Origin of the sequence: Sphaerisporangium melleum (assembly GCF_014646695.1) — a bacterium.
Taxonomy (GTDB): Bacteria; Actinomycetota; Actinomycetes; order Streptosporangiales; family Streptosporangiaceae; genus Sphaerisporangium; species Sphaerisporangium melleum.
Genome location: NZ_BMNT01000035.1, coordinates 40,108 through 62,827, shown reverse-complemented (window position 1 = coordinate 62,827; position 22,720 = coordinate 40,108). Strand labels below are relative to the sequence as shown.

Annotated in this window: 19 protein-coding genes; 17 read left to right on the top strand and 2 right to left on the bottom strand. The window is 71.9% G+C overall.

Translation table 11 applies throughout. From position 1 onward, the window contains the following. Window positions 1-89: 89 nt before the first annotated feature. Complete coding sequence (locus IEY93_RS27595; protein ID WP_189166050.1) at window positions 90-1,679, top strand: NsdA family TPR-like regulatory protein; 1,590 nt, start codon at window positions 90-92, stop codon at window positions 1,677-1,679. Window positions 1,680-1,712: 33 nt separating this feature from the next. Here IEY93_RS27595 and IEY93_RS27590 read toward each other — a convergent pair whose 3' ends face one another. Continuing rightward, on the bottom strand, window positions 1,713-2,732 hold the full coding sequence (locus IEY93_RS27590) for an LLM class F420-dependent oxidoreductase (RefSeq protein ID WP_189166049.1): 1,020 nt from the start codon (window positions 2,730-2,732) through the stop codon (window positions 1,713-1,715). A 59-nt stretch (window positions 2,733-2,791) separates the two neighbouring features. Beyond that, window positions 2,792-3,538 (bottom strand): FadR/GntR family transcriptional regulator, encoded by a 747-nt coding sequence (locus tag IEY93_RS27585; protein WP_189166048.1) that lies wholly within the window; start codon window positions 3,536-3,538, stop codon window positions 2,792-2,794. A gap of 74 nt (window positions 3,539-3,612) precedes the next feature. Here IEY93_RS27585 and IEY93_RS27580 point away from each other — a divergent pair, with 74 nt between their 5' ends. From IEY93_RS27580 to IEY93_RS27505, 16 genes are all read left to right on the top strand, one after another. Beyond that, complete coding sequence (locus IEY93_RS27580; RefSeq protein ID WP_189166047.1) at window positions 3,613-4,389, top strand: (Fe-S)-binding protein; 777 nt, start codon at window positions 3,613-3,615, stop codon at window positions 4,387-4,389. Next, window positions 4,386-5,852: a lactate utilization protein B gene (locus IEY93_RS27575; protein ID WP_189166046.1), complete on the top strand. Its 1,467-nt coding sequence runs from the start codon at window positions 4,386-4,388 to the stop codon at window positions 5,850-5,852. Before IEY93_RS27580 ends, IEY93_RS27575 begins: the two co-directional genes overlap by 4 nt. After that, complete coding sequence (locus IEY93_RS27570) at window positions 5,839-6,456, top strand: LutC/YkgG family protein (protein WP_189166045.1); 618 nt, start codon at window positions 5,839-5,841, stop codon at window positions 6,454-6,456. The genes IEY93_RS27575 and IEY93_RS27570 overlap by 14 nt, the downstream gene beginning before the upstream one ends. Before the next feature lie 258 nt (window positions 6,457-6,714). After that, on the top strand, window positions 6,715-7,278 hold the full coding sequence (locus tag IEY93_RS27565) for a DUF3887 domain-containing protein (RefSeq protein WP_189166090.1): 564 nt from the start codon (window positions 6,715-6,717) through the stop codon (window positions 7,276-7,278). Window positions 7,279-7,331: 53 nt separating this feature from the next. Further along, complete coding sequence (locus IEY93_RS27560) at window positions 7,332-8,237, top strand: CPBP family intramembrane glutamic endopeptidase (protein ID WP_189166044.1); 906 nt, start codon at window positions 7,332-7,334, stop codon at window positions 8,235-8,237. 162 nt (window positions 8,238-8,399) lie between these two features. Then, on the top strand, window positions 8,400-8,897 hold the full coding sequence (locus IEY93_RS27555) for a hypothetical protein (RefSeq protein ID WP_189166043.1): 498 nt from the start codon (window positions 8,400-8,402) through the stop codon (window positions 8,895-8,897). After that, a complete protein-coding gene (locus IEY93_RS27550; RefSeq protein ID WP_229691529.1) occupies window positions 8,894-9,211 on the top strand; it encodes a winged helix-turn-helix domain-containing protein in 318 nt (105 codons plus the stop codon). The genes IEY93_RS27555 and IEY93_RS27550 overlap by 4 nt, the downstream gene beginning before the upstream one ends. Next, entirely contained in the window at window positions 9,204-10,124 is a 921-nt protein-coding gene (locus IEY93_RS27545) for an ABC transporter ATP-binding protein (protein WP_189166042.1), read from the top strand. The genes IEY93_RS27550 and IEY93_RS27545 overlap by 8 nt, the downstream gene beginning before the upstream one ends. Continuing rightward, window positions 10,121-11,293, top strand: coding sequence for an ABC transporter permease (locus tag IEY93_RS27540; RefSeq protein ID WP_189166041.1), 1,173 nt, complete (start codon window positions 10,121-10,123; stop codon window positions 11,291-11,293). Before IEY93_RS27545 ends, IEY93_RS27540 begins: the two co-directional genes overlap by 4 nt. 177 nt (window positions 11,294-11,470) lie before the next feature. Then, window positions 11,471-12,580: a GNAT family N-acetyltransferase gene (locus IEY93_RS27535; RefSeq protein WP_189166040.1), complete on the top strand. Its 1,110-nt coding sequence runs from the start codon at window positions 11,471-11,473 to the stop codon at window positions 12,578-12,580. 313 nt (window positions 12,581-12,893) lie between these two features. Further along, entirely contained in the window at window positions 12,894-14,069 is a 1,176-nt protein-coding gene (locus tag IEY93_RS27530; protein ID WP_189166039.1) for a sirohydrochlorin chelatase, read from the top strand. 2 nt (window positions 14,070-14,071) lie between these two features. Then, window positions 14,072-15,226, top strand: a complete 1,155-nt coding sequence (locus tag IEY93_RS27525) for a nicotinate-nucleotide--dimethylbenzimidazole phosphoribosyltransferase (protein ID WP_189166088.1) — start codon at window positions 14,072-14,074, stop codon at window positions 15,224-15,226. 165 nt (window positions 15,227-15,391) lie between these two features. After that, entirely contained in the window at window positions 15,392-16,435 is a 1,044-nt protein-coding gene (speB, locus tag IEY93_RS27520; RefSeq protein WP_189166038.1) for an agmatinase, read from the top strand. A gap of 55 nt (window positions 16,436-16,490) precedes the next feature. After that, on the top strand, window positions 16,491-17,726 hold the full coding sequence (cobA, locus tag IEY93_RS27515; protein WP_189166037.1) for a uroporphyrinogen-III C-methyltransferase: 1,236 nt from the start codon (window positions 16,491-16,493) through the stop codon (window positions 17,724-17,726). Then, window positions 17,723-20,632 carry a GTPase gene (locus IEY93_RS27510; protein WP_229691528.1) on the top strand — a complete coding sequence of 970 codons (2,910 nt, stop codon included), beginning with the start codon at window positions 17,723-17,725 and terminating at the stop codon, window positions 20,630-20,632. The genes cobA and IEY93_RS27510 overlap by 4 nt, the downstream gene beginning before the upstream one ends. Then, entirely contained in the window at window positions 20,629-22,275 is a 1,647-nt protein-coding gene (locus IEY93_RS27505) for a GTPase (protein ID WP_189166036.1), read from the top strand. The genes IEY93_RS27510 and IEY93_RS27505 overlap by 4 nt, the downstream gene beginning before the upstream one ends. Window positions 22,276-22,720: the final 445 nt, after the last annotated feature.

Sequence of the window (22,720 nt, the reverse complement as noted above, 5' to 3'; positions counted from 1 at the left end):
GCATCATCGTTTCGCTAACCAAGAGTGATTGAGGAGATACTCTCTGTTTAACGATTCTGTACCAAGGCGAATGTGGGAGGCGTTGGGCCATGTCGGGAGAGGCGATTCAGGTCCTGCTCGAATGCCGGCGGCGCAGTGAGGCTCTGCGCGCGATGGGCTACGGCTTCGAGCAGATCGCGGACGTGTTCGCGGTCTACCACGAGGTGAGCCCGCTCCGGGTGTACCGCTACACCTACGGGCGCACCGCCGCCGAGGCCGTGGCGCTGTACAACGACCTCGACCCGGCCGGGACCGCCGCGCTCCGCGAGTCGCGGCTGTACGACTACGAGCACTGGCCCCGGCGCGGCATGCGGCCCACCGCGCGTACGGTGGCGCTGTTCGCGCAGGTCTACCAGACCGCCGCCCGGCGTCTGGTCACCGACGAGGTGTACGCCTCCTACAGCCTGCGCGACCGGCAGCTCATCGACCGTACGGATCACCGGCATCTTCCTGCACAGCAGCCTTCTCGCGCCCCGAGCCCGGTTTCTCAGCATGTCACCATGGGCGTGGAAGCGGCACGTGACATGGTCCCGGCTCCCACAGTGCAGGACTGCGCCTCGTTGCTGCGTGCTCTCCGAGCCGAGGAGGCCGATGTGAAGCGCCGCGATCTGCTGTTCGAGCTGGCCCTGGCGCTCGGCGGGGCTCCTGCTGTGATCCTGCTGCGGCATCTGTCCGCGCCGGAGAAGGACCGGCTGGCGGCGGCGGTCCGATCCTCCACGCGGGTGGACTCCGGAACTGTGGAGGTGATCGAGAAGCTCACCGCCCGGTGCCGTCGCCTGGACGACGACTTCGGACCCGAGACCGTGCTTCCCATCGTCAACGGCCAGCGCCGCCTCGTCGCCGATCTCCTTCGCCGCGAGACTCTGCTGCCCGGCCTGCGTGACCGGCTCACGTACGCCTACGCGGAACTCAACCAACTCGCCGGCTGGCTGCACCACGACCTGATGGACTATGCCGGGGCACACCGGCGCTACCAGGAGGCGTTGACGGCGGCTCACGAGGTCGCAGATCCGACTCTGATCTCGTACCTGCACACGTGCCTGAGCGGGATGTCGCTTCACCAAGGCCTTGTAGGGGAAGCGCTCGACCACATCTTCGCCGCACAGGGTTGGGCACGGCAGAGCGTGAGCACGGTCTTGAGATCGGTGCACGCGATGGACCTCGCCCGAGCACTGGCCACAGCGGGCAGGGTCCGGGAGAGCGAACAGGCGCTCGCGCAGTCGCGCCATTTCATCGACCAGCCCCGGAGTGAGGCGGACCCGTCGTATCTCTACTGGTGGAGCCCGAACGGCGTACGAAAAAACACTGCCTTCTGCATGCTGGCCTGGGGGCGCCCCGATGATGCCATCGACGCGGTCGAGAGGACCCTGGCGGCACCCATAACCCGCAAACTGGCTCGCGGTGAGGCCCTCCTGTACTACGCCAGGGCGCTGACCCAGAAGCGTGAGATCCCCACGGCCGTCGACAAGATCCGGGGTGCGGCTCAGATCACCATCGGGCACAGCTCTGGCCGGCTCGCGGAGTCGGTACGGCAGGCGCGTGCCCGCCTCCAGCCATGGGCGGACAACAAACACGTCCGCCTCCTCGACGAGGAACTCCGCTCCCTGGGCATCATCGCCGGCGTCTCAGGACTTGCCTGACCTGATGCCGCCTCCTTCGTGTCTTACGGATGATCAGCCGAGGACGAGGTCGCGGATGGTGCGGAGGGTGGGTTCGTCGCGGGGGCCCATGACGAGGAGGGTGGTCACCGGGCTGTCGCGCCAGAGTTCCAGGCGCTCGCGGACGCGGCCGGCCGGGCCGACGAGGGAGATGCCGTCGGCCAGCTCGTCGGGGATCGCGTGGAACGCCTCGTCCTTGCGTCCGGCCAGGTACAGCTCCTGGATCTTGTGGGCGGCGTCGGCGAAGCCCATGCGGGCGACGATGTCGGCGTGGAAGTTGCGTGCCTTGGCGCCCATGCCGCCGATGTACAGGGTGAGCATCATCTTCACCCCGTCCAGCGCGGCCCGCACGTCGTCGGTGATCATCACCAGCACCATGGCCGCGATGTCGAAGCCGGGGCGCGCTCCTGCCAGGGAGGGGCCGTACATGCTCTCGATCTTCTCGGGGAACACGAACAGCGGCAGCCAGCCGTCGGTGATCTCGGCGGCCAGGGCGACGTTCTTCGGCCCCTCGGCGCCGAGGTAGACCGGGATGTCCGGCCGCAGCGGGTGGGTGATCAGCTTGAGCGGCTTGCCCAGGCCGGCGCCACCGGGGTAGGGGAGCGGGTAGTGCGGGCCGTCGTTGGTCACCGGCTCCTCGCGGCGCCACACCTTGCGCATGATGTCGACGTACTCGCGGGTGCGGGCGAGAGGCTTGGGGAACGGCTGCCCGTACCAGCCCTCGACCACCTGCGGGCCGGAGGCGCCGACGCCGAGCAGCAGCCTGCCGCCGGTGAGGTGGTCGAGCGTCATGGCGGTCATCGCGGTGGCGACCGGCGAGCGCGCCGACATCTGGACCACGCTGGTGCCGAGCTTGATCCGGCTGGTCCGGGCTCCGTACCAGGCCAGCGGGGTGAAGGCGTCCGACCCGTACGCCTCGGCCGTCCACACCGAGTCGTAGCCGAGCCGTTCTGCGGTCTGCACGACCTCGGTCGCGTCGTCGGCGTTCCGCTGCCAGTACCCAAGGTTCAACCCGAGTCTCAGCTCGCCGCTCATGTACCCTCCCAGGTCCTCCGGCGAGGTGATTAGAACACGTTCTAGCGCTGTGGTCGAGGTCAGAACAGTTCGGGGTAGGCATGGGCCAGGTGGACGGTCACCGCCTCGGCGGCGGTCGCCGCGTCGCCGGCCAGGACGGCCCGGTGGATGCGCCGGTGGTCCTCGCGCAGCACGCCGGTGTCGCCGAGCCGTTCGACCGCCTCGATCGCGTACTTGCGCATCGCGCCGCGCAGCGCCCGCATCACCGCCGCGACCAGACGGTTGCCGGACGCCTCGGCGATGGCCACATGGAAGGCGATGTCGTGCCGGACGAACTCCTCGGGGTCACGCGCGGCGTCCATGGCCTCCATCGCCGCCGCGGCGGCCGCCAGGGCGTCATGTCGAGTGTCCCCGTCTGTGCCCGCGTTCCCGTCCACGTCCGCCGCCCGGTTCGCGTTCGCCGTGTGGGCGGCGTGTTCGGCGGACCAGCGTTCGATCATGAGGCGGGTGTCGATGACCTCGCGCAGCGAGAGGCTGGACAGGGACAGGCTGAGGCGCAGCAGGTCGGTCAGCGCGCTGTCGGGGCGTGAGGTGAGCACCGCCCCGGCGTCCGGGCCGCGGCCCACCTGCGATGACACCACGCCGAGCGTCTCCAGGACGCGGATGGCCTCGCGTACCGAGGCCCGGCTGACGCCGAGCTGCTCGGCGAGCTGCCGTTCGCCCGGGAGGCGGTCGCCCACCTTGAGCCCGTCGCCGGCGATGCGGTGCTCGACCTGGAGGAGCACCTCCTCGAACGCGCGGGTGCGCCGAGTGCCGTCCGCAGCCACCGTGACCGTCCTTTCCCGCCCTGGAGTATGGTCTGACCATACTCGGTACCGAGCACCTGTGGAGGAAGGCCGCGATGCGGGTCGCCCTGTTCATCACGTGTCTGAACGACACGCTCTTCCCCGGCACCGGGAAGGCGGTCGTGACACTGCTGCGCCGTCTCGGCTGCGAGGTGGAGTTCCCGCAGGCCCAGACGTGCTGCGGCCAGATGCACGTCAACACCGGCTACCGCGACGAGGGGGTACGGCTGGCCCGGCACTTCCTGGAGGTCTTCGAGGGGTACGACGCCGTGGTGGCCCCCTCCGGGTCGTGTGCCGCGATGGTGCGCGAGCAGTACCCGAAGCTGGCCGCGGGCATGGGGACGACCCGGCCGGGGGCACTGGCGAGCGCCCACGGCGGGCGGTCGCCGTTCGCGCGGGCCGTCGCCGAGACCGCGCCCAAGGTGTACGACCTGTCGGAGTTCCTGGTGGACGTGCTCGGCGTCACCGACGTCGGCGCGTACTTCCCGCACCGGGTGACCTACCACCCCACCTGCCACTCGCTGCGCGGCCTGCGGGTGGGCGACCGCCCGGCCACCCTGTTGCGGCACGTGCGCGGCCTTGAACTGGTCCCGCTCCCGGGCGAGGAGGAGTGCTGCGGGTTCGGCGGCACGTTCGCGGTGAAGAACGCGGCCGTCTCCGCGGCGATGTGCCAGGACAAGGTGGCGAACGTCATCACCACGGGCGCCGAGGTGCTGTGTGCCGCCGACAACTCCTGCCTGATGCACATCGGCGGCACGCTGAGCCGCCAGCGGGCCGGGGTGCGGGTCATGCACCTGGCCGAGATCCTCGCGAGCACGGAGGCCGACCGATGAACACCGCGTTTCTGGGCATGCCGTCGTTCCCGCGCAACGCCGAGAAGGCGCTGCGCGACTCGCAGCTGAGGTTCAACCTGCGCAAGGCCACGCACACCATCCGCGCCAGGCGCGGCGCCGTGGTGGCGGAGTTGGCCGACTGGCCGGAGCTGCGCGCCGCCGGCCGGGCGATCAAGGACGACGTGCTGTGCAACCTGGACCGCTACCTGCTGCAGGCCGAGGAGGCCGTGACCAGGGCGGGGGGCAAGGTCCACTGGGCGTCCGACGCCGCAGAGGCCGACCGCATCGTCACCGACCTGGTCAAGGCCACCGGCGAGACCCGGGTGATGAAGGTCAAGTCGATGGCCACCCAGGAGATCGGCCTGAACGAGGCGCTGGAGCGCGAGGGCGTCACGGCGTACGAGACCGACCTCGCCGAGCTGATCGTGCAACTCGGCGACGACTGGCCCTCGCACATCCTGGTGCCGGCCATCCACCGCAACCGCTCGGAGATCCGGGAGATCTTCCTGGAGCACATGGCGCAGTGGGGGCGTCCGGCGCCGGACGACCTGGCCGACGACCCGCGCACGCTGGCCGAGGCCGCCCGGCTGCACCTGCGCGAACGCTTCCTGTCGACGAATGTCGGCATTTCGGGGGCGAACTTCCTGATCGCCGAGACCGGCACGCTGGTGGTGCTGGAGTCGGAGGGCAACGGCCGCATGTGCCTGACCCTGCCGCGCACGCTGATCAGCGTGGTCGGCATCGAGAAGATCCTGCCGACCTGGCGCGATCTGGAGGTCTTCCTGCAACTGCTGCCGCGCAGCTCGACCGGCGAGCGGATGAACCCCTACACCTCCATGTGGACCGGAGCCACCGAGGGCCAGGAGTTCCATCTGGTGCTGCTGGACAACGGGCGCACCACCGTGCTGGCCGACGAGATCGGCCGCCAGGCGCTGCGCTGCATCCGCTGCTCGGCCTGCCTGAACGTCTGCCCGGTGTACGAGCGGGTCGGTGGCCACGCGTACGGATCGGTGTATCCAGGGCCGATCGGGGCCATTCTCACTCCGCAACTGCGGGGTATGGCCTCCGAGCTGGACGCTTCGCTGCCCTACGCGTCCAGTCTGTGCGGCGCGTGTTACGACGTGTGCCCGGTGGCCATCGACATCCCCGAGGTGCTGGTCCACATGCGGTCGAAGGCGCCGCACGCCCCGGCGGAGCGGTTCGGGCTGGGCGCGGCCGGGTGGGTGCTGGACCGGCCGGTACGGCTGCGCGGCGCGCAGCGGGTGGCCGGGCGCCTGCGCGGCCTGGTGCCGAAGTCGCACCTGCCCGGGCCGGGCGCCGCCTGGACCGCCACCCGGGACGTGCCCGACGTGCCCGCCGAGTCGTTCCGTGACTGGTGGCGGCGCACCCAGAAGGGGGACGAGCGCGTGGGGCGTCCTGACCATTCGGAGTCTTCGGAGGAGGTGGGCGGTGAGCTCGCGTGAAGCCATTCTGGCGCGCATCCGCTCGGCGGTGGCGGGGGCGCCGGCGGTCGAGGTGTCCCGCGGCTACCGGCCGGTACGCTCCGAGCCCGGTTCGGCCGACCTGTTCGCCGAGCGGGTCCGCGACTACCGGGCGGTCGTGCGTGCCGTCCCCGAGAGCGAGGTGGCGGCGGCGGTCGCGGCGGCGCTCGCCGAGCGGGGGGTGCGCCGGCTGGTCGTCCCCGAAGAGCTGCCCGGCGGGTGGCTGGACGCCGTTCCCGCCGAGGTCGAGCCGCTGCGCGACGAGCCGCCGCTCACCGCGGCCGAGCTGGACCGGGCGGACGGCGTGGTGACCGGCTGCGCGGTGGCCATCGCCGAGACCGGCACCATCGTGCTGGACGCCGGGCCCGGCCAGGGGCGCCGCGCTCTCACGCTGGTGCCCGACTACCACCTGTGCGTGGTGCGGGCCGACCAGATCGTGCCGGGCGTGCCCGAGGCCGTCGCCCGTCTCGACCCGGCCCGTCCGATGACCTGGATCAGCGGTCCGTCGGCGACCAGCGACATCGAGCTGAACCGCGTTGAAGGGGTGCACGGCCCCCGCACGCTCGAGGTCGTCATCGCCCTCTAGCCCTGACCGGCACATCGCGCCGGCGGGTTCCACCAGGTCCCCGAATGCCCCGGGACGGTCACATCGACCGTCCCGGGGCATTTCGCGTACGACCGGGGCATCGCAAGATCAAGGCTCTGAACTGCGAAAACGCTCGCCGGTGTTCGGTCCTGGCCGGATGATCCGAGCAACCTCTCTTGACGGACGACGCGTTTGTAAAGTTATCATTTACACGTGCAAGAGACATTGACAGAGGCGGTGCGGGCCTTGAAGGCGCGCCTGGAGGCGTTTCTCGCCGCACGTGTCCTGACGAGCGGTGACGACTGGGCCGACTCGATAGGGCGCGCCGTGAGCATGCAGGCGGCCGCCGATGACGTCGTGCGCGCCGTCGTGCAGCAGGCGCGCCAGAACGGCGCCACGTGGCAGGTCATCGGGGATGCGCTCGGCGTGAGCCGGCAAGCGGCGTTCCAGCGCTACGGCAAGCCGATCGATCCGAGAACAGGAGAGCCCATGAACACCACACCCCTGCCCGGCGTCGCCGAACTGGCCGCCTCGGTGATCGAGGACCTCGCGTCCGGGCAATGGGCGCGTGTCACCGGGCAGTTCGATCCGACCATGCGCGATGGCCTGTCGGAGGACGCGCTCGCGGCCGCGTGGGCGCAGATCGTCGGCCTGTCAGGGGCTTTCGAGGGACATGGAGAGCCTGAGGTCACCCGGGCCGGCGACCTGACGATCACGAACACGCCGCTTGCGCTGGAGGCGGGCGACTACACGGTACGGATCGCGTTCCGCGACGACCGCACCATCGCCGGTCTGCACATCCTCGAAAGGCGGACGTCGTGAGCATCGAATCTCCGGGCGGATCGAAGACGGCCATGCCCCGAGGCGGACCCCGCATGAGCGGCCGCGATCTGCGGTCCATCGGTGTGTTCACCATCCTGGCGTTCGCGCTCGCCTGGCTCCTCGCGCTCCCGCTCTGGTTCGGTGACGGACTCGCCAGTCCCTGGTTCGCCCTCGTGGCCGTCGCCACGATGACGACCCCCGCGATCGCCGCCCTCGTCGTCGTGTTCTTCGTCGAGCGGCCGCAGCACAAGACATGGACGCTCGGACTGTGGCCGTTGCGGCCGGTCCGGAGCCTGCTCGGCTACGGGGCGCTGGGGATCATCGTGTCCATCGCGCTCGTCCTGGTGGCGCTCCCGATCGGCGCGCTGCTGGGGGTCTACCCGGCCGACTTCGCGAACTTCTCCGCGTTCCAGCAGGTCCTCGACGAGCAGGCGGGCGCCGCGGGAGTGGCCGACATCCCGATACCGATCGGCGCGCTCATCGCCATCCAGCTCGCCGCGCTTCCCTTGGCGGCGTTCATCAACCTCATCCCGGCGCTGGGGGAGGAACTCGGGTGGCGAGGGTGGCTGCTGCCGAAACTGATGCCGCTGGGTACCGTCCCGGCCCTGCTGATCTCGGGCGTGATCTGGGGCCTGTGGCACGCTCCGCTCATTCTCCTCGGGTACAACTACCCGGATGCGCCGGGCTGGCTCGGCCTGACCGCGATGGTCGGTATGTGCATCCTGGTCGGCGCGGTCTTCGGCTGGCTGCGGCTCCGATCGGGGTCGGTGTGGCCGGCGGCCCTCGCGCATGCCGCGTTCAATGGGGCGGGCGGGACCTATCTCCTGTTCGCGAAGGCCGGCGAGCACGTCGACACCACGCAGGCGACCATCCTCGGCTGGAGCGGCTGGATCGTGCCGCTCGCGCTCGTCGTGTTCCTGATCGCCACGGGACGGTTCACTCCCGCGAAGCACCCATGACCGTGCAGCAGGGTTGCCGGTTGAAGGCCGGGCATGTACTTGAATGACGGTTGAGTACTTGCTACCTTGTTGAGCGGATGAGGGAGGGTTGAGCCCATGAACGTCGGTGAGGAGAGCGGGCGTGGCGCCGGGCCCGGTCCGCGTGCAGGGAGGCGGGGCGATATGAACACCGGTCCTGGCGGCGATCACCCGGCGACCGGCGGTTCGGACGCCGACGCCGGTCCGCGGTCCGATACGGGCCTGAGCCCCGATGCCGCCTATGCCGAGATCGTCCGCATACGCAGGAGCGTCGGGCGGTCCGCCGCGCAGATCGGCTGGATCTACCTCCTCTGGGGCATCGCGTCACTGCTGTACTGGCCGGCGATGTTCTTCGCCCCGTCGCCCGTCCCGCGCGTCGCCATGGTCGCGTGGCTGGCGATGACCGCGCTGTCGGTGGTCTACGCCTACCGGCAGCGGGTGTACGAGCACTCCGGCCTGCAGGGCAGGGTGTCCTTGGCCTGGGTCGCCGTCATGGCCGGTGTCGCGCTGTTCGGTCTGTACGTGCTGCCCGACGACCCCTCGGGCTGGTGGGTGGCCGCCGGCCTGGCCCTCGCGGTGGTCTCCGCGCTGCCCGTGCTGTACGCCGCCTGGCGTATCCGCCCCTGGGGCGGCGCCCGGTGACCGAGAGGGGAGCCCACCCCCGCCACGATCTCGACCAGGTCATCCACGCCCCGGTCCGGCTGTCGATCATGGCGGCGCTCTCGACCGCCGAGAAGGTCGAGTTCCGGTATCTCCGCGACACCATCGAGGTCAGCGACTCACTGCTGTCCAAGCACATGCAGACCCTGGAGGAGGCCGGCTACGTCAAGGTCGAGAAGGCGTTCATCAGCAAGAAACCCGGTACGTGGCTCTCGCTCACCCCGGCGGGCCGCGCGGCGTTCGGCGAGTACGTCTCCGTCCTGGAGAAGATCACGAAAGGGACCCCCCATGCTTGAGGTGGAAGGGCTCAGGAAGCGCTACGGCGACACCGTCGCGCTCGACGGAGTGAGTCTCACCGTACGGCCCGGCGAGACGTTCGGCTTCGTCGGAGCCAACGGCGCGGGAAAGACGACGACCATGCGCATCGTCATGGGCGTGCTGGCCGCCGACGCCGGGCAGGTGCGCTGGAACGGCGGCCCGGCCGGCTTCGCGACCCGGCGCCGGTTCGGCTACATGCCCGAGGAGCGCGGGCTCTACGCCAAGATGCGGGTGGCCGAGCAGATCGAGTACTTCGGCAGGCTCGGCGGCATGCGGGCCCCGGACGCGCGGCGGTCGGCCGAGGCCCTCATCGAGCGGCTGGGCCTCGCGGCCCGGCGTGCGGACGAGGTGGACGGTCTCTCGCTGGGCAACCAGCAGCGCGTGCAGCTCGCCGTCGCCCTCATCCACGACCCCGAGGTGCTGGTGCTGGACGAGCCCTTCTCCGGCCTGGACCCCATCGCCGTCGACGCGCTGGCCGGTGTGCTCGCCGAGCGGGCGGCCGCAGGGGCGCCGGTCGTCTTCTCCAGCCACCAGCTCGACCTGGTCGAGCGGCTGTGCGACTCGGTGGGCATCATCAAGGCCGGCCGCATGGTCGCCCAGGGCACCGTGGCCGAGCTGCGGGCCCGCGAGTCGCGCAAGCGCCTGCGCGTCGTCGTGACCGGCGCCGAGCCCGGCTGGATCGACCGGCTCCCCGGCGAGGTCGTGGCCAAGACCGACCGCCCGCACGCCGCCGTCCCGCAGGGCGCCGGCGACGAGCGGTACGACGAGGTGATCCTGGTCCCGTCCGACGACCAGGAGGCGCTGCGCGTCGCCGCGTCGGCGGGCCGGGTGCAGCATTTCGGCTGGCAGGAGCCCTCGCTCGCCGAGATCTTCCGAGAGGTGGTCGCGTGAACACCATCCTGCTCGTCGCCCGGCGCGAGATCGGCGTGCGCGGGCGCACCAAGGGCTACCGCTACGGCCTGCTGGTCACCGCCGTGCTCGTCGCGGTGCTGGCCATGCTCCCCAAGCTGCTCGGCGGCCCCGACGACCACACCGTCGGGCTGGCCGGCGCGCGGGCCGATCGCCTGCAGGCCGCGCTCACCGCCCAGACCGCCCAGGACGACGACCTGTCCATCACCGTGACCCGCTACCCGGACGAGGCGGCGGCGCGGGCGGCCGTCGCGGCCGGCGACGTCGAGGCCGCGATCGTGGACGACGCGAAGGTCATCTCCACGACCGTGCTCGGCGGCAGGTTCGCCGTCGCCCTGGACACCGCCCACCGGATGGTCACCACCGAGCACAACCTCACCACGGCCGGCCTCGACCCGGCCAAGGTGGCCCAGGCCCAGCAGGTGGCGCCGATGGCGCGGGTCACGCTCAACGGCACCGGCGAGGACGCCGACGTCCGGTCGGTCATCGCGATGGCCCTGGTCGTCATCCTGTTCATGTTGCTGATCCAGATCTGCACGTGGGTGGCGATGGGCGTGGTCGAGGAGAAGGGCAGCAGGATCGTGGAGATCCTGCTCACCGCCCTCCGCCCCTGGCAGTTGCTGGCGGGCAAGGTGCTCGGCCTCGGAGTGCTCGGCCTGTTCCAGCTCGTCGTCATCGCCGCGGTGGGCCTGACCGCCGCGCAGGTCTCCGGCGCGGTGCCGCACCTGCCCGACGGCACCTACGGGGTGGTCGCCGGAGTGGTCGTGTGGTTCCTGCTCGCCTACGCCTTCTACGCCGCGATGTACGCCGCCATCGCCTCGCTGGTGTCCCGGCAGGAGGAGCTCAGCGGCGTGCTCACCCCGGCCACGATGCTCATGACGGCGTCCTACCTGGTGGGCTTCTTCGCCGTCGGGTCACCGGACGGCGGGCTGACGCATGTGCTGTCGCTCGTCCCGCCGTTCTCCTCCCTGGTCATGCCGGTGCGGGCCGCCGTCGTGCAGGTGCCGCTGTGGGAGACCGCGCTGGCGATGGGTTTGATGGTGGTGGCCGCCGCGGCGGTGCTGTACGCCGGCGGGCGCGTCTACCAGCGGGCCGTGCTCCGTACGGGCGCCAGGGTGCGGTGGGGTGAGGTCCTGCGCCGCTCGTCCTGACGGCCCGGCCGAGGCCCCGCGCGGGCCTCGGCCGGTGCCCTTCGCGGGGGACTCGCGCGGGGCTCCGGAGAGCCGGGAGGAGCCGCAGGAGGGCCGGGCCTCGCGGTGGACCTGCCGAGTTGCGGACATCCCCCGATGTGCGGTGAGCTGATGTGTCCGCACAAGGGGGATTAGAGATTGACCGGCTTCGACCAGCAACTGACGATCACCACGCGACGCCTGCTCCTGCGCCCCTTCGGCCCGGAGGACGCCGACCGGGTGCGCACGGTCATCGAGTCGGGCGCCCGGTTCCTGCCGCCCGGCGTGCCCGGTCACCTCTCCGGCGTCTCCCAGTGGCTCTCGTACGGCGTGCACGAGCTGTGGCGGTCCGGCCAGGGCATCCACCTGGCCATGGTCGCCGAGGGGACGATCGTCGGGGCGATCAGCCTGTTCAAGACCGTCTGGGGCGCGGGCACGGCCGAGGTGGGCTACGGCGTGCACCCCGCCCACCGCGGCCGCGGCTACGCGCCCGAGGCCGTCACCGGGCTGACCGAGTGGGCACTCACCAAGGGGGGCCTGCGGCGCGTCGAGCTGCGCGCGAACCTCGACAACACCGCCTCGCTGCGGGTCGCGGAGAAGGCGGGGTTCACCCGCGAGGGGCTGCTGCGCGGCGGGGGATTCGAGGAGGACGGCCCGCACGACCTGGTCGTGTTCGGACTGCTGGACCGCGATCTGTCGATGGGGCCGCCCACGGTGAGCGGCCGCGGCTTCGGCACCGGGGTCCGTCTTGAGAGCGATCGGCTGATCCTGCGCCCGTTCACCGGCACCGACGCCGGCGACGTCTTCGCGGCGGTCGACGGCGACCCTGAGATCCACCGCTGGATGCCCTGGGCCGAGGGGTACGACCTGCAGCGGGCTTACGAGTGGTGCACGAGGTACGCCCACGCCGACTCGATCAACGGCGTGCACTTCGCCATCGAGCCGAAGGCCGGCGGGCGCCTGGCGGGGTCGGCCGGCGTGCAGCGGGCCGACTGGGAGCGCGGCGACGTCGAGATCGGCTACTGGATCTCGCCCTGGGCGCGGCGGCGCGGGTTCGCGCACGAGGCCGCCCGCGCGGTCAGCACGTTCCTGATGATGCGCGGCTTCCACCGCATCACGCTGCTGGCCGCCGTCGGCAACCTCGCCAGCCAGGCCGTGGCGCGCAGGGCCAGCTTCACCGAGGAGGGGGTGCTGCGCCAGGCCCTGCCCATCTCGGGGGGCATCTCCGACGCGGTGCTGTTCAGCCTGCTCAAGAGGGAGGTGCTGTGATGCGCCCCGCCCGGCTTCGCCGCCGCCGGAGCCTCGTCCCCTCGTCCGGCCGCGCCGGCTGACCGGCCGTCACACATCCGGATGCCCCCGCTCCGGCCCGCCGAGTCCCGCTCGTTCCGGCCGGCCCGTACGGCTGGCTGCGGTACGTGCCTGGGCCGTTTCCCTGGGTACGTAACGCCCGCGACCCGGAGGGCCATGAACGGATGGTCTGGGTTCTCCCAAAAGGTGAGCAAAGGCATGTCCAAGTGTTGACAGATTCAGATATCCTCGCGACCCGACCAGATAACCGCAGGTCAAAGGATCGGAGATCCATATGAAGCCGCCGCTTCTGCTCATAGGGCACGGGGCCCACGATGACACCGGCGCGGCAGAGTTCGGCCGCTTCGTCCATCGGCTGCGGTGCCGGCTCGACCAGGTGGCGGCCGACGTGTCCGGCGGTTTCGTCGCCCGCGGCAGGCCGTCGCTCGGCGACTCGGTGACCTCGCTCATCGCCCGAAGGCACCACCGTCTGGTGGCCGTTCCGCTGGCGCTCGGTGACAATGGTGACATTCCCGCCGAGATCGCCCGGGCCCAGGTCGTCCACCCGACGCTGAGCTGCGACCTCGCCCGGCCGCTCGACGCCTCGCCGCGGCTGCTGGCCCTGATGGCCGAGCGCCTGGCCGACGCGCTCGCCGAGATGCCGCGCCTGGCGTCGGTCCCCACGGGCGAGGCCTCGTCGCGCCATGCCCCGGTGTGGGTGGGCGACGAGCACGGCGACGGCGTCTTCGAGCCCATCTCGCCCGCCGAGACCGCCGTGGTGCTGGTCGGGCACGGCTCCGCCGACACGGCGGCCAACGCCGAGGTGCACCGGGTGTCCCGCCTGTTCTGGGAGACGCACGCGCCCGAGCTGCTGACCGTCGAGACCGCCTACGTGTCCGACGCCCCGCCGAGCGTGGCGCAGGGCATCGAGCGCTGCCGCCGCCTCGGCGCCCGGCGGGTCGTCGTGCTTCCCTACCTGCTGTTCGCCGGCAGTGTGCTCGAGCGCATCTGGGCCGAGGCCCTGGCCTACGCCGCCGGGCACCTCGATCTCGACGTGCGCTGCGCCGAGGTGATCGGCGACTGCGAAGGGCTCGCCGACCTGATCATCGACCGGTACGAGGAGGCGCTGGGCGTGGCCCGCGAGGGCGGCTCCGCCCCCGCCGCTCCGCTGCTCCTGGACCCTCCGGGCCGCGAGACGACGGACCGGGAGCCGCCGTCCCTGGAGGAGCTCGACGAGCTGGAAGAGCTGGAGGACCTCGACGAGCTGGCCGAACTCGATGTCCGGCCCGCGGCCGAGGTGATCCAGGAGGCCGGTGCGGACGCCCCGCGTGAGGATGACGTCCTGCGGGTGGGCGCCGCGCACGAGGAGACCCTGCGCGAGGGCGTGGCACGGGGCGGCGGACGGCTCCGCGTGCCGCCGATGCCCGCCATGGCCGGCCAGGAGGCGACGATGGTGGAAGGGCTGGTGTGACCATGGAGGTGACGGTGCCGGGTCCGGTGCTGGAGCGGACGCTGGCCGCGATCGGCCCCGCCGACCAGGAGGCCATGCGACTGGCGCGGGCCCACCAGGACAATCTGACCAAGCCGCGTGGGGCGCTCGGCGTGCTGGAGGAGGTCGCCGTACGGCTGGCCGGCGCGGCCGGGGCCTGCCCCCCGCCGCCGCCCTCGCCCGCCGCCCTCGCGATCTTCGCCGCCGACCACGGCGTCCACGCCCAGGGCGTGAGCCCCTGGCCGCAGGAGGTCACCACCCAGATGGTGGCGAACTTCCTGGCCGGCGGCGCGGTGGCGAACGCCTTCGCCGCCCAGGTCGGCGCGTCGGTCACCGTGGTCGACATCGGGGTCGCCGCCGACCTTCCCGCGGCGCCCGGGCTGGTCGTGCGTAAGGTCGCCCGCGGCACCGCCGACCTGTCGCTCGGCCCGGCCATGACCTCCGCCCAGGCCGTCGCGGCGCTGGAAGTGGGCATCGCCGTCGCCGGTGAGCTGATCGCCGCGGGCGCCGCGTGCCTGATCACCGGCGACATGGGCATCGCCAACACCACGGCATCGGCCGCGCTCATCTGCGCTTTCACCGGCCAGGACCCCGCGGTGGCCACCGGCAGGGGCACCGGCGTGGACGACGCCACCCTGGACCGCAAGATCGCCATCATCCGCCGCGGTCTCCAGGTCAACGGCATCACGGGCACCACCGGGGGAGGAGCCGACCCGGACGGCACCGAACGAGGGGCCGACCCGGCCGACGCAGCCGAGGCGCTGCGCAGGCTCGCCGCCGTGGGCGGGCTGGAGCACGCGGCCCTGGCCGGGTTCATCCTCGGCGCCGCCGCGGCCCGCGTCCCGGTGATCCTGGACGGCGTCATCGCCGGCTCCGCAGCCCTCGCGGCCTGCGCGCTCTCCCCGGCCGCGGTGGAGTACTGCGTCGCGGGCCACCGCTCGGCCGAGCCCGGGCACGCCCTCGCGCTCGACCACCTCGGCCTGCGCGCCCTGGTCGACCTGGAGCTGCGGCTCGGCGAGGGCACCGGCGCGCTGCTGGCCTACCCCCTGGTCGGTGCGGCCGTCCGCGTCATGCACGAGGTCGCCACCTTCGACTCCGCCGGCGTCACCGACAAGAACACCCAGACCGCCGCGGGGTGACGTCCGGGCTCCCATGCCGCCCGGACACCCTCGACGCGCGGGACTCGCGATGGCCGCGCATCGCCGGCGCCCTGCCCGGCGGTGTGCGGCCGCGTCGATGTCGCCAGGACTCTGCCGACGATGCGGTTAAATGGTGACATTCTGCGATTTCGGCGTGATTGGACCATGATGCGCTACGGCCCGATGTTCGGTCCCGACATCACGTTCCTCGGCGTGCCGCGCTGTGACCTCGGTGACCCGGAGAGCTTCGCGGGAGCGGACATCGTGATCGTCGGAGCCCCGTTCGACGGCGGCACCAGCAACCGTCCCGGCGCCAGGTTCGGCCCGGCGGCCCTGCGGCAGGCGTGCTACCTGCCGCACGACGGCTCCCGGCCCAGCCTCGCGCTGCGCGTCGACCCGCTGCGCGACCTCACGGTCCTGGACGCCGGTGACGTCGAGTGCTACTCGGGCGACATCGAAACGTCGATCGCCGCCATCGAGCAGGCCGTGTACACGATCGCGGCCTCCGGCGCGACCCCGCTCGTCCTCGGCGGGGACCACACCGTCGCCCTGCCGGACGCGCGCGGCGTCGCCCGCCACCACGGGTTCGGCCGGGTGTCGATGATCCACTTCGACGCGCACGCCGACACCGGGAACATCGAGTTCGGCCACCTGTACGGGCACGGCCAGCCGATGCGCAGGCTCATCGAGTCCGGGGCGCTGCGCGGCGACCGGTTCCTGCAGATCGGCCTGCGCGGTTACTGGCCCGGCCCCGAGACGCTGGACTGGATGGCCGGGCAGCGCATGCGCTCCTACGAGATGACCGAGATCGTGGAACGCGGGCTGACCGAATGCCTGACCGAGGCGTTCGCCATCGCCACCGACGAGTGCGACGGGGTGTTCCTGTCGGTGGACATCGACGTGTGCGACCCCGGCCACGCGCCCGGCACCGGGACGCCCGAGCCCGGCGGCCTGTCCGCCCGCCAGCTCCTCGACGCCGTCCGGCGCATCTGTTACGAGCTCCCCGTGGTCGGGATGGACGTGGTCGAAGTGGCCCCGCCGTACGACCACGCCGACATCACCGCCTATCTCGGCAACCGCGTCGTGCTGGAGGCCCTGTCCGGCATCGCGCGCAGGCGCGCGGTCGCGTCCGGCGGCGAGCCCTGGGATCCGCGCGCGCCACTGCTGTCCGGCCGGCGAACCGTGCCCCCCACCGTGCCGGGCCTGTAGGTTTACTCCACGGATTACGGGTCTTGCCTCTTCCTGGGAAAGGGAACACCGTCCCATGTCGTCGCCCTACCTGCTCGGTCTGCGCCTCAACGGCAGGCGCGTTCTCGTCGTCGGCGGCGGGCGCGTGGCCCAGCGCAGGGTGCCCACCCTGCTCCAGGCCGGCGCGTCGGTCACTCTCGTCTCGCCGAGCCTGACACCGGCGCTCGACGATCTCATCGCCGACGGCCGGATCACCTGGGTCCGCCGGCGCTACCAGGTCGGCGACTGCGACGGCGCGTGGCTGGTGCAGGCGTGCACCTCCGACCGCTCCGTCAACGCCGCGGTGGCCGCCGAGGCCGAGGCCAAGCACATCTGGTGTGTGCGCGCCGACGACCGCGACGCCTCCGCCGCCTGGACACCGGCCAGCGGGCGGGTGGACGAGATCAGCGTGGCCATCACCGCGGGCGGCGACCCGCGCCGCGCCGCCGGCATCAGGGACGCCGTGGTCGAGGCGCTTCGCGACGGCACGGTCGGCGCCCGGCGCAACCGCAGCAAGCCGGTCGGCGTCGCCCTGGTCGGCGGCGGCCCCGGCGACCCCGGGCTGATCACCGTCCGTGGCCGTCAGCTTCTCGCCCAGGCCGACGTGGTCATCGCCGACCGCCTCGCCCCCCGCCCTCTGCTGGACGAGCTCGCCCCGGACGTCGAGCTGATCGACGCCGCGAAGATCCCGTACGGGCGCTATCTCGCCCAGGAGAAGATCAATGAGCTGATGATCGAGCACGCGCGGCAGGGACGCTTCGTCGTCCGGCTCAAGGGCGGAGATCCCTACGTCTTCGGCCGCGGCGGCGAGGAGGCCCTGGCCTGCGCCCGGGCCGGCATCCCGGTCATCGTGGTGCCCGGCGTCACCAGCGCGGTGGCCGTGCCCGCCGCCGCCGGCGTGCCGGTGACCCACCGCGGGGTCAGCCAGGAGTTCCACGTCATCTCCGTCCATGTCGCGCCCGACGATCCGAAATCAACTGTTGACTGGGCGGGACTGGCGAGATCCACGGGAACCCTGGTACTTCTGATGGCTGTCGAACGAATAGCCATGATCGCTGACACACTGCTACGCGAGGGACGTTCGCCGGAAACCCCCGTGATGGTGGTACAGGACGGTACTCTTCCGACCCAGCGCGCTCTTTATGCCAGTCTTTCCACGGTGGCGGAGCGAGTGACCGCCGCTGGGACGCGGCCTCCGGCGATCGTGGTCGTCGGCGACGTCGTCAGGGTCGGCCAGGAGATCGAAATGGTTCGAGCGGAGCGGGTTCCGTGAAATCGGCTGCGAACAAGACCGCACGCGCCGACGGACAGACCGAGCGGTCGGGTGAAGCGGTGATGGGCGGCGAGACCCACGAGGCCCCGGAGGTCCCGGAGGCCCCGCAGGAGCAGACGATAACGTTCCAAGCGCTCCAGCCCGGGGACGAGGGCCCGGGTTCCACCGCGCCCGTTGACGTTCCGGAAGATGCCGGGGACACCGCGCCGGGTGGCGAGGCCGCCGATGCCGCAAGCGCCGGTGGATCGGGCGGCGAGGGCGCCTCCGCCCCCGCGGAAGACCTGCCACGCGTCGAGGCCGGGGAGCCGTCCGACGCGGACGCCGAAACCACGCGACCCGCCGAGCAAGGCCGGGATGCCGAGAACGCAGGGGGAGGGGCCGCCCCGGAAGAGGCGTCCGGCGAGACGGTGGGCGATCTGTTCCGCCCCGCCCATGCCGTCTCCTCCGGTGCGGCTCCCGGCAGCCTGTTCCAACCCGCGCAGGGCCTTCCCTCGGGTACGACTCCGCGCAGCCTGTTCCAGCCCGCGCAGGAGGGCTCTTCCAGTGGAAGCCCCGGCAGCCTGTTCCGTCCGGCGCAGGACACCGCGGTGGAAGAGACGGGCGGCAGCCTGTTCGAGCCGGCCCGGCACGACCGGCAGGACACCCGGAACGCCACAGGCACCCAGAACGCTCCGGACACCGGTGACGCCACCGGCTCGCAGTCCCTCCAGGGCGCCGGGAACGCCGCCGGCCCACTGGACTTCGGGATCCTCCAGGACGTCCACGACACCTGGGATGCCTGGGACACCGGGCAGACCGTCCCGGACGCCGATGACGCACCGGCCACCTCGCCGGCGGCGGACACCGCTGTGCACGAGGAAGCACCGCACATCACCGCGGAGCCTGCCACAGAGGCAGAGCACGGGCCGGACGACGACCTCGCGGCTGATTCCGTCTCGCCCGCCGAGTTGGCGTCCCCGGCCGCCGCGGAAGTCCAGGAAGACGCCATAGCCCAGGAGGACACCGAAGCTCGGGAAGACGCCGACGTCGGCGAGGACGCCGAAGCGCGGGTGGGCGCTGAAGCGGAGCCGGACGCGGTGGCGTCCGTGGACGCGGAGGCGCGAACGGAGCCGGAGGCGCCGGCCGGTACCGCGTCACGCCATGACCCCGCCTGGCCCGACCCCGTCACCCGGGCCGATCCGGAGTCCGGCGCCGATCAGCTCAGGCGGGTACGCGAAGTGCCGCTGCCCAAGCCGGTGTCACGGGCGCTCAGCGCGGCGCTCGCCGGGCTGCGCGACAGCGTCGGCGGCGTACGGCTGGGCCTGGAGGTGCCCGGCGTCGACGAGGCCCGCAAGGCGCAGACCGAGATCCTCGCCCAGATCCAGGACTACGTCATCCCGCGGGTGCACATGAGCACCGCGCCGGCATTGGTCGCCGTCGTCGGCTCCACCGGGGCGGGCAAGTCCACCCTGGTCAACACCCTCGCCGCCGCCAAGGTGAGCACGACGGGCGTCCGGCGCCCCACGACGGGCACCCCCGTCCTGGTCTGTCACCCCGACGACGGGGAGTGGTTCGCGAAGGGCGAGGTGCTCGGCGGGCTGGTGCGCGTCGACCGTCCGACGCCCGGAAGCGGCCTGGAGAGCCTCGTTCTGTCCTCCAGCGAGCGACTGCCCCCCGGGGTGGCGCTGCTCGACACCCCCGACATCGACTCGGTGGAGGAGTCCCATCACGCGATGGCCCAGCGCATGCTGGACGCCGCCGACCTGTGGGTCTTCGTCACCACCGCCACCCGCTACGCCGACGCGCCCGCGTGGAACCTGTTACGGCTGGCCAAGGAGCGCGGCGCGCGCATCGCGATCGTGCTCTCCCGGGTGCCGCCCAAGTCCCGGGACGTGATCGACAAGCACTTCGCCCGGATGCTGCAGGAGTACGGCCTCGGCGAAGTGGAACGGTTCGTGGTCAACGAGACCACGATCACCGCGGGGCGCCTGCCCGAGCAGGAGATCTCGGAGCTGCGCATGTGGCTCACCGAGCTCTCGGTGGACGACCAGCGCCGCGAGCAGGCGGTCAAGGCCACGCTGGACGGTGTGCTGAACAGCTTCCGCAGCCGCGTCCCGGCACTCGCGCGGCACATGGAGGCGCAGGTCGCGCTCCGCGCCGAGCTGCGCACCGACGTGGACGCCGCCTACATGGGCGCGCTGGCCGAGATCGACGACGCGTTCGGCGACGGCTCGCTGCTGCGCGGCGAGGTCCTCGCCCGCTGGCAGGACTTCGCCGGGTCGGGCGACCTGATGAAGACCCTGCACCTGCGCCGTCCCGGCAGGCAGGCCGCGAAGTCCGCCCAGCAGGCGCCCGCGCGTCTGCACGCCTTGCGGGCGGCGCTCCGCTCCGCCCTGGAGGCCGTGATCGTCTCCGCGGGCCAGCGGGCGGCCGAGGAGGTCGTGCTGCGCTGGCGCCAGCGGGACGGCGCGGGCGAGCGCCTGGCCGACACGCCGGGGCTCGGCCGGCCGTCGGAGGAGTTCGCCCGCCGGGTCGGCCGCACCGTGGGTGCCTGGCAGGAGCACGTGATCGGGTTGATCCGCTCCGGCGGGGTGACCAAACGGTCGGTCGCCAAGCTCGTCGGCTTCGACGAGGAGGCCCTGTCGATGGTCTTCGTGATGGGCCTGCTCGGCTACGGCAACTCCGACGTCGCGGCCGTCTCCGGCACGGGCACGCTCCCGGAGCGGCTGCTTCGCGGAGTGCTCGGCGCCGAGGCGCTGCGCAGCATCGGCACCAAGGCGCGCAGCGACCTGCGGGCCCGCGTCAGTGTGCTGTTCGACGAAGAGACGTTCAGATACGTGCAGGTGCTCGACGAGGTGGGCATCCCCGACGAGGCCGCGGCCAAGCGGCTCTACCAGGCAACGTACAACCTTGAGGTCGCCCGATGAGTGTCAGCGTCCGTGCCGCGACGACCGAGCCGCGTAACGACCTGGGGCACCGGCTCTCCGCGCTGTCCAAGATCGTGGAGCTCGGGCCGGGCAGGGTCGATCCCGCGCTCATCAGCGAGGCCGGCCGGCTGCTGCTGCGCGCGGGCGACCGGCTCAAGCTCTCCGGTGAGCACACCGTCGTCGCGCTGGCGGGCGGTACGGGCAGCGGCAAGTCCTCGCTGTTCAACCGCATCTCCGGGCTGGAGCTGTCCCCGACCGGGGTACGCCGCCCGACGACCGCCCGCACCCACGCCTGCGTGTGGGGCCTGGACGGAGCGGGTCCGCTGCTCGACTGGCTCCAGGTGCAGTGGCGCCACCGGTTCGCCCGCGCCAGCGCCCTCGACCGGGGCGAGAGCCAGCTCCACGGCCTGATCCTGCTCGACCTGCCCGACCACGACTCGATCAGGGCGCTCACCGACCACGAGGCCGACCGCCTGATCCAGGTGGCCGACCTGATCGTGTGGGTTCTCGACCCGCAGAAGTACGCCGACGCCGCCACGCACACCAAGTACGTCTCGGAGCTGGCGGGGCACGAGGCGGTCACCGTGTTCGCGCTCAACCAGGCCGACAAGCTGGCGCCCGAAGAGCTCGCCGAGTGCGTGGTCGACCTGTCCGACCTGCTCAAACGCCAGGGCGTGCAGCATCCGCGCATCGTGCCCACCTCGGCCACCACCGGGCGGGGGGTGAACAGCCTCAAGAGCGTGCTGGCCGAGTCGGTCGTCCAGCGGCGCGCCGCTGTCCAGCGCCTGGAGGCCGACGTCAACCGGATCATGGTGAAGTTCGCCAAGGTGATGCCGGCGCCCGAGGCCATGGCCGTGCAGCCCACCGTCGACCTCGCCCGGCAGGAAGGGCTCACCGACGCGCTGTGCGACGCGGTGGGCGTACCGGCCGTGGGTGAGGCCATGGAGAACGTCTACGGCGTGCGCTCCATCGACTGGGTCGGCTGGCCGCTTGCCCGGTGGGCGGCGCGGCTGCGTCCCGACCCGCTGAACAGCCTGCGCCTGGGCAACATCCGCGACGAGATCAAGACGGTGACCGCGGCCTCGGTGAGCGCCCAGCCGGCGGAGGTCGAGAACGCCGTCCAGGCGCTCGCCGACGTTCTCGGCTCCGGCATGCCGGAGGCATGGCGCAACGGTGTCAGGGACGCCGCCCGCGCCCAGCTCGGCAAACTTCCCGAAGTGCTGTCCAAGGAGCTCGCCGAGATCGCGCCCAGCCTCGACCGTGTGCCGCGCTGGTGGTGGCTGCTGAAGATCTGGCAGTACCTCCTCGTCGTGCTGTTCGTCGCGGGGGTCGGCTGGGCCGGCGCCATCCTGGCGTACGGCGTGTTCAAGGTCGGCCAGGCGCCGGCCGATCTGCTGGGCGACGTCTCGACGCTGCCATGGCTGGGGCTGATGATGGTCAGTGTGCTCGGGCTCGGCCTGCTTTCGGCGATCGCCAGCCGCAACTTCGTGGTCCTGGGTGCGGGGGCCGAGCGCGAGCAGCTCGAACGCGAGATGCGGCGGCGGATCTCCGTGGTGTCCAAGGAGATGGTCATCCAGCCGGTGGAGCAGGAGCTCGGCCGTTACAACGAGTTCTTCGCCGCTCTCGCCGTCGCCCGCCGCTGACCTCGGCCCGGCCCAGCCCGTGCCCCACCAGGCCGGCCGGATCGCCCGGCCATGAGTCGCGGGGTGCGGGGCGGCCATCGGGATCCGCGCAGGTGAAGGCGCGAGGCAGAGCACACTCGTGCAGCTCCTCGGCCCGGTCCCTTCCGTAGGAGAATCGGTGATCGGTTCATGTGGCGGCCGAGTAGGCAGCAGAACCTGCTGATGGCCGCGTCGACGGTGGGTCGCTAGGAGGTAGGGGGCACCTGCCCGGCCCCCGGCCATGACCACCACGCGGGCGAGGTTGCGTTCGATCGTGATCGGATGGTCGCGCCCCGGCGTTGCCACGGGCCTGATCATGGTCATCCTTCCCTCGGTCCACCGAAGCCGCCCGGAAACGGTGCGGCACGCGGCCGGCGCCGCGGGTACTCCACCGGATCGGCCCGGTCCTGGGGGATGACCTGCCGGT

Excerpts from the sequence above, each read along its gene's own strand:
- IEY93_RS27590 (WP_189166049.1), bottom strand. The coding sequence starts at position 2,732 with ATGAGCGGCGAGCTGAGACTCGGGTTGAACCTTGGGTACTGGCAGCGG.
- IEY93_RS27595 (WP_189166050.1), top strand. The coding sequence starts at position 90 with ATGTCGGGAGAGGCGATTCAGGTCCTGCTCGAATGCCGGCGGCGCAGT.
- IEY93_RS27505 (WP_189166036.1), top strand. The coding sequence starts at position 20,629 with ATGAGTGTCAGCGTCCGTGCCGCGACGACCGAGCCGCGTAACGACCTG.
- IEY93_RS27580 (WP_189166047.1), top strand. The coding sequence starts at position 3,613 with ATGCGGGTCGCCCTGTTCATCACGTGTCTGAACGACACGCTCTTCCCC.
- IEY93_RS27575 (WP_189166046.1), top strand. The coding sequence starts at position 4,386 with ATGAACACCGCGTTTCTGGGCATGCCGTCGTTCCCGCGCAACGCCGAG.
- cobA (WP_189166037.1), top strand. The coding sequence starts at position 16,491 with ATGTCGTCGCCCTACCTGCTCGGTCTGCGCCTCAACGGCAGGCGCGTT.
- IEY93_RS27560 (WP_189166044.1), top strand. The coding sequence starts at position 7,332 with ATGAGCGGCCGCGATCTGCGGTCCATCGGTGTGTTCACCATCCTGGCG.
- IEY93_RS27555 (WP_189166043.1), top strand. The coding sequence starts at position 8,400 with ATGAACACCGGTCCTGGCGGCGATCACCCGGCGACCGGCGGTTCGGAC.
- IEY93_RS27530 (WP_189166039.1), top strand. The coding sequence starts at position 12,894 with ATGAAGCCGCCGCTTCTGCTCATAGGGCACGGGGCCCACGATGACACC.
- IEY93_RS27545 (WP_189166042.1), top strand. The coding sequence starts at position 9,204 with ATGCTTGAGGTGGAAGGGCTCAGGAAGCGCTACGGCGACACCGTCGCG.
- speB (WP_189166038.1), top strand. The coding sequence starts at position 15,392 with ATGATGCGCTACGGCCCGATGTTCGGTCCCGACATCACGTTCCTCGGC.
- IEY93_RS27525 (WP_189166088.1), top strand. The coding sequence starts at position 14,072 with ATGGAGGTGACGGTGCCGGGTCCGGTGCTGGAGCGGACGCTGGCCGCG.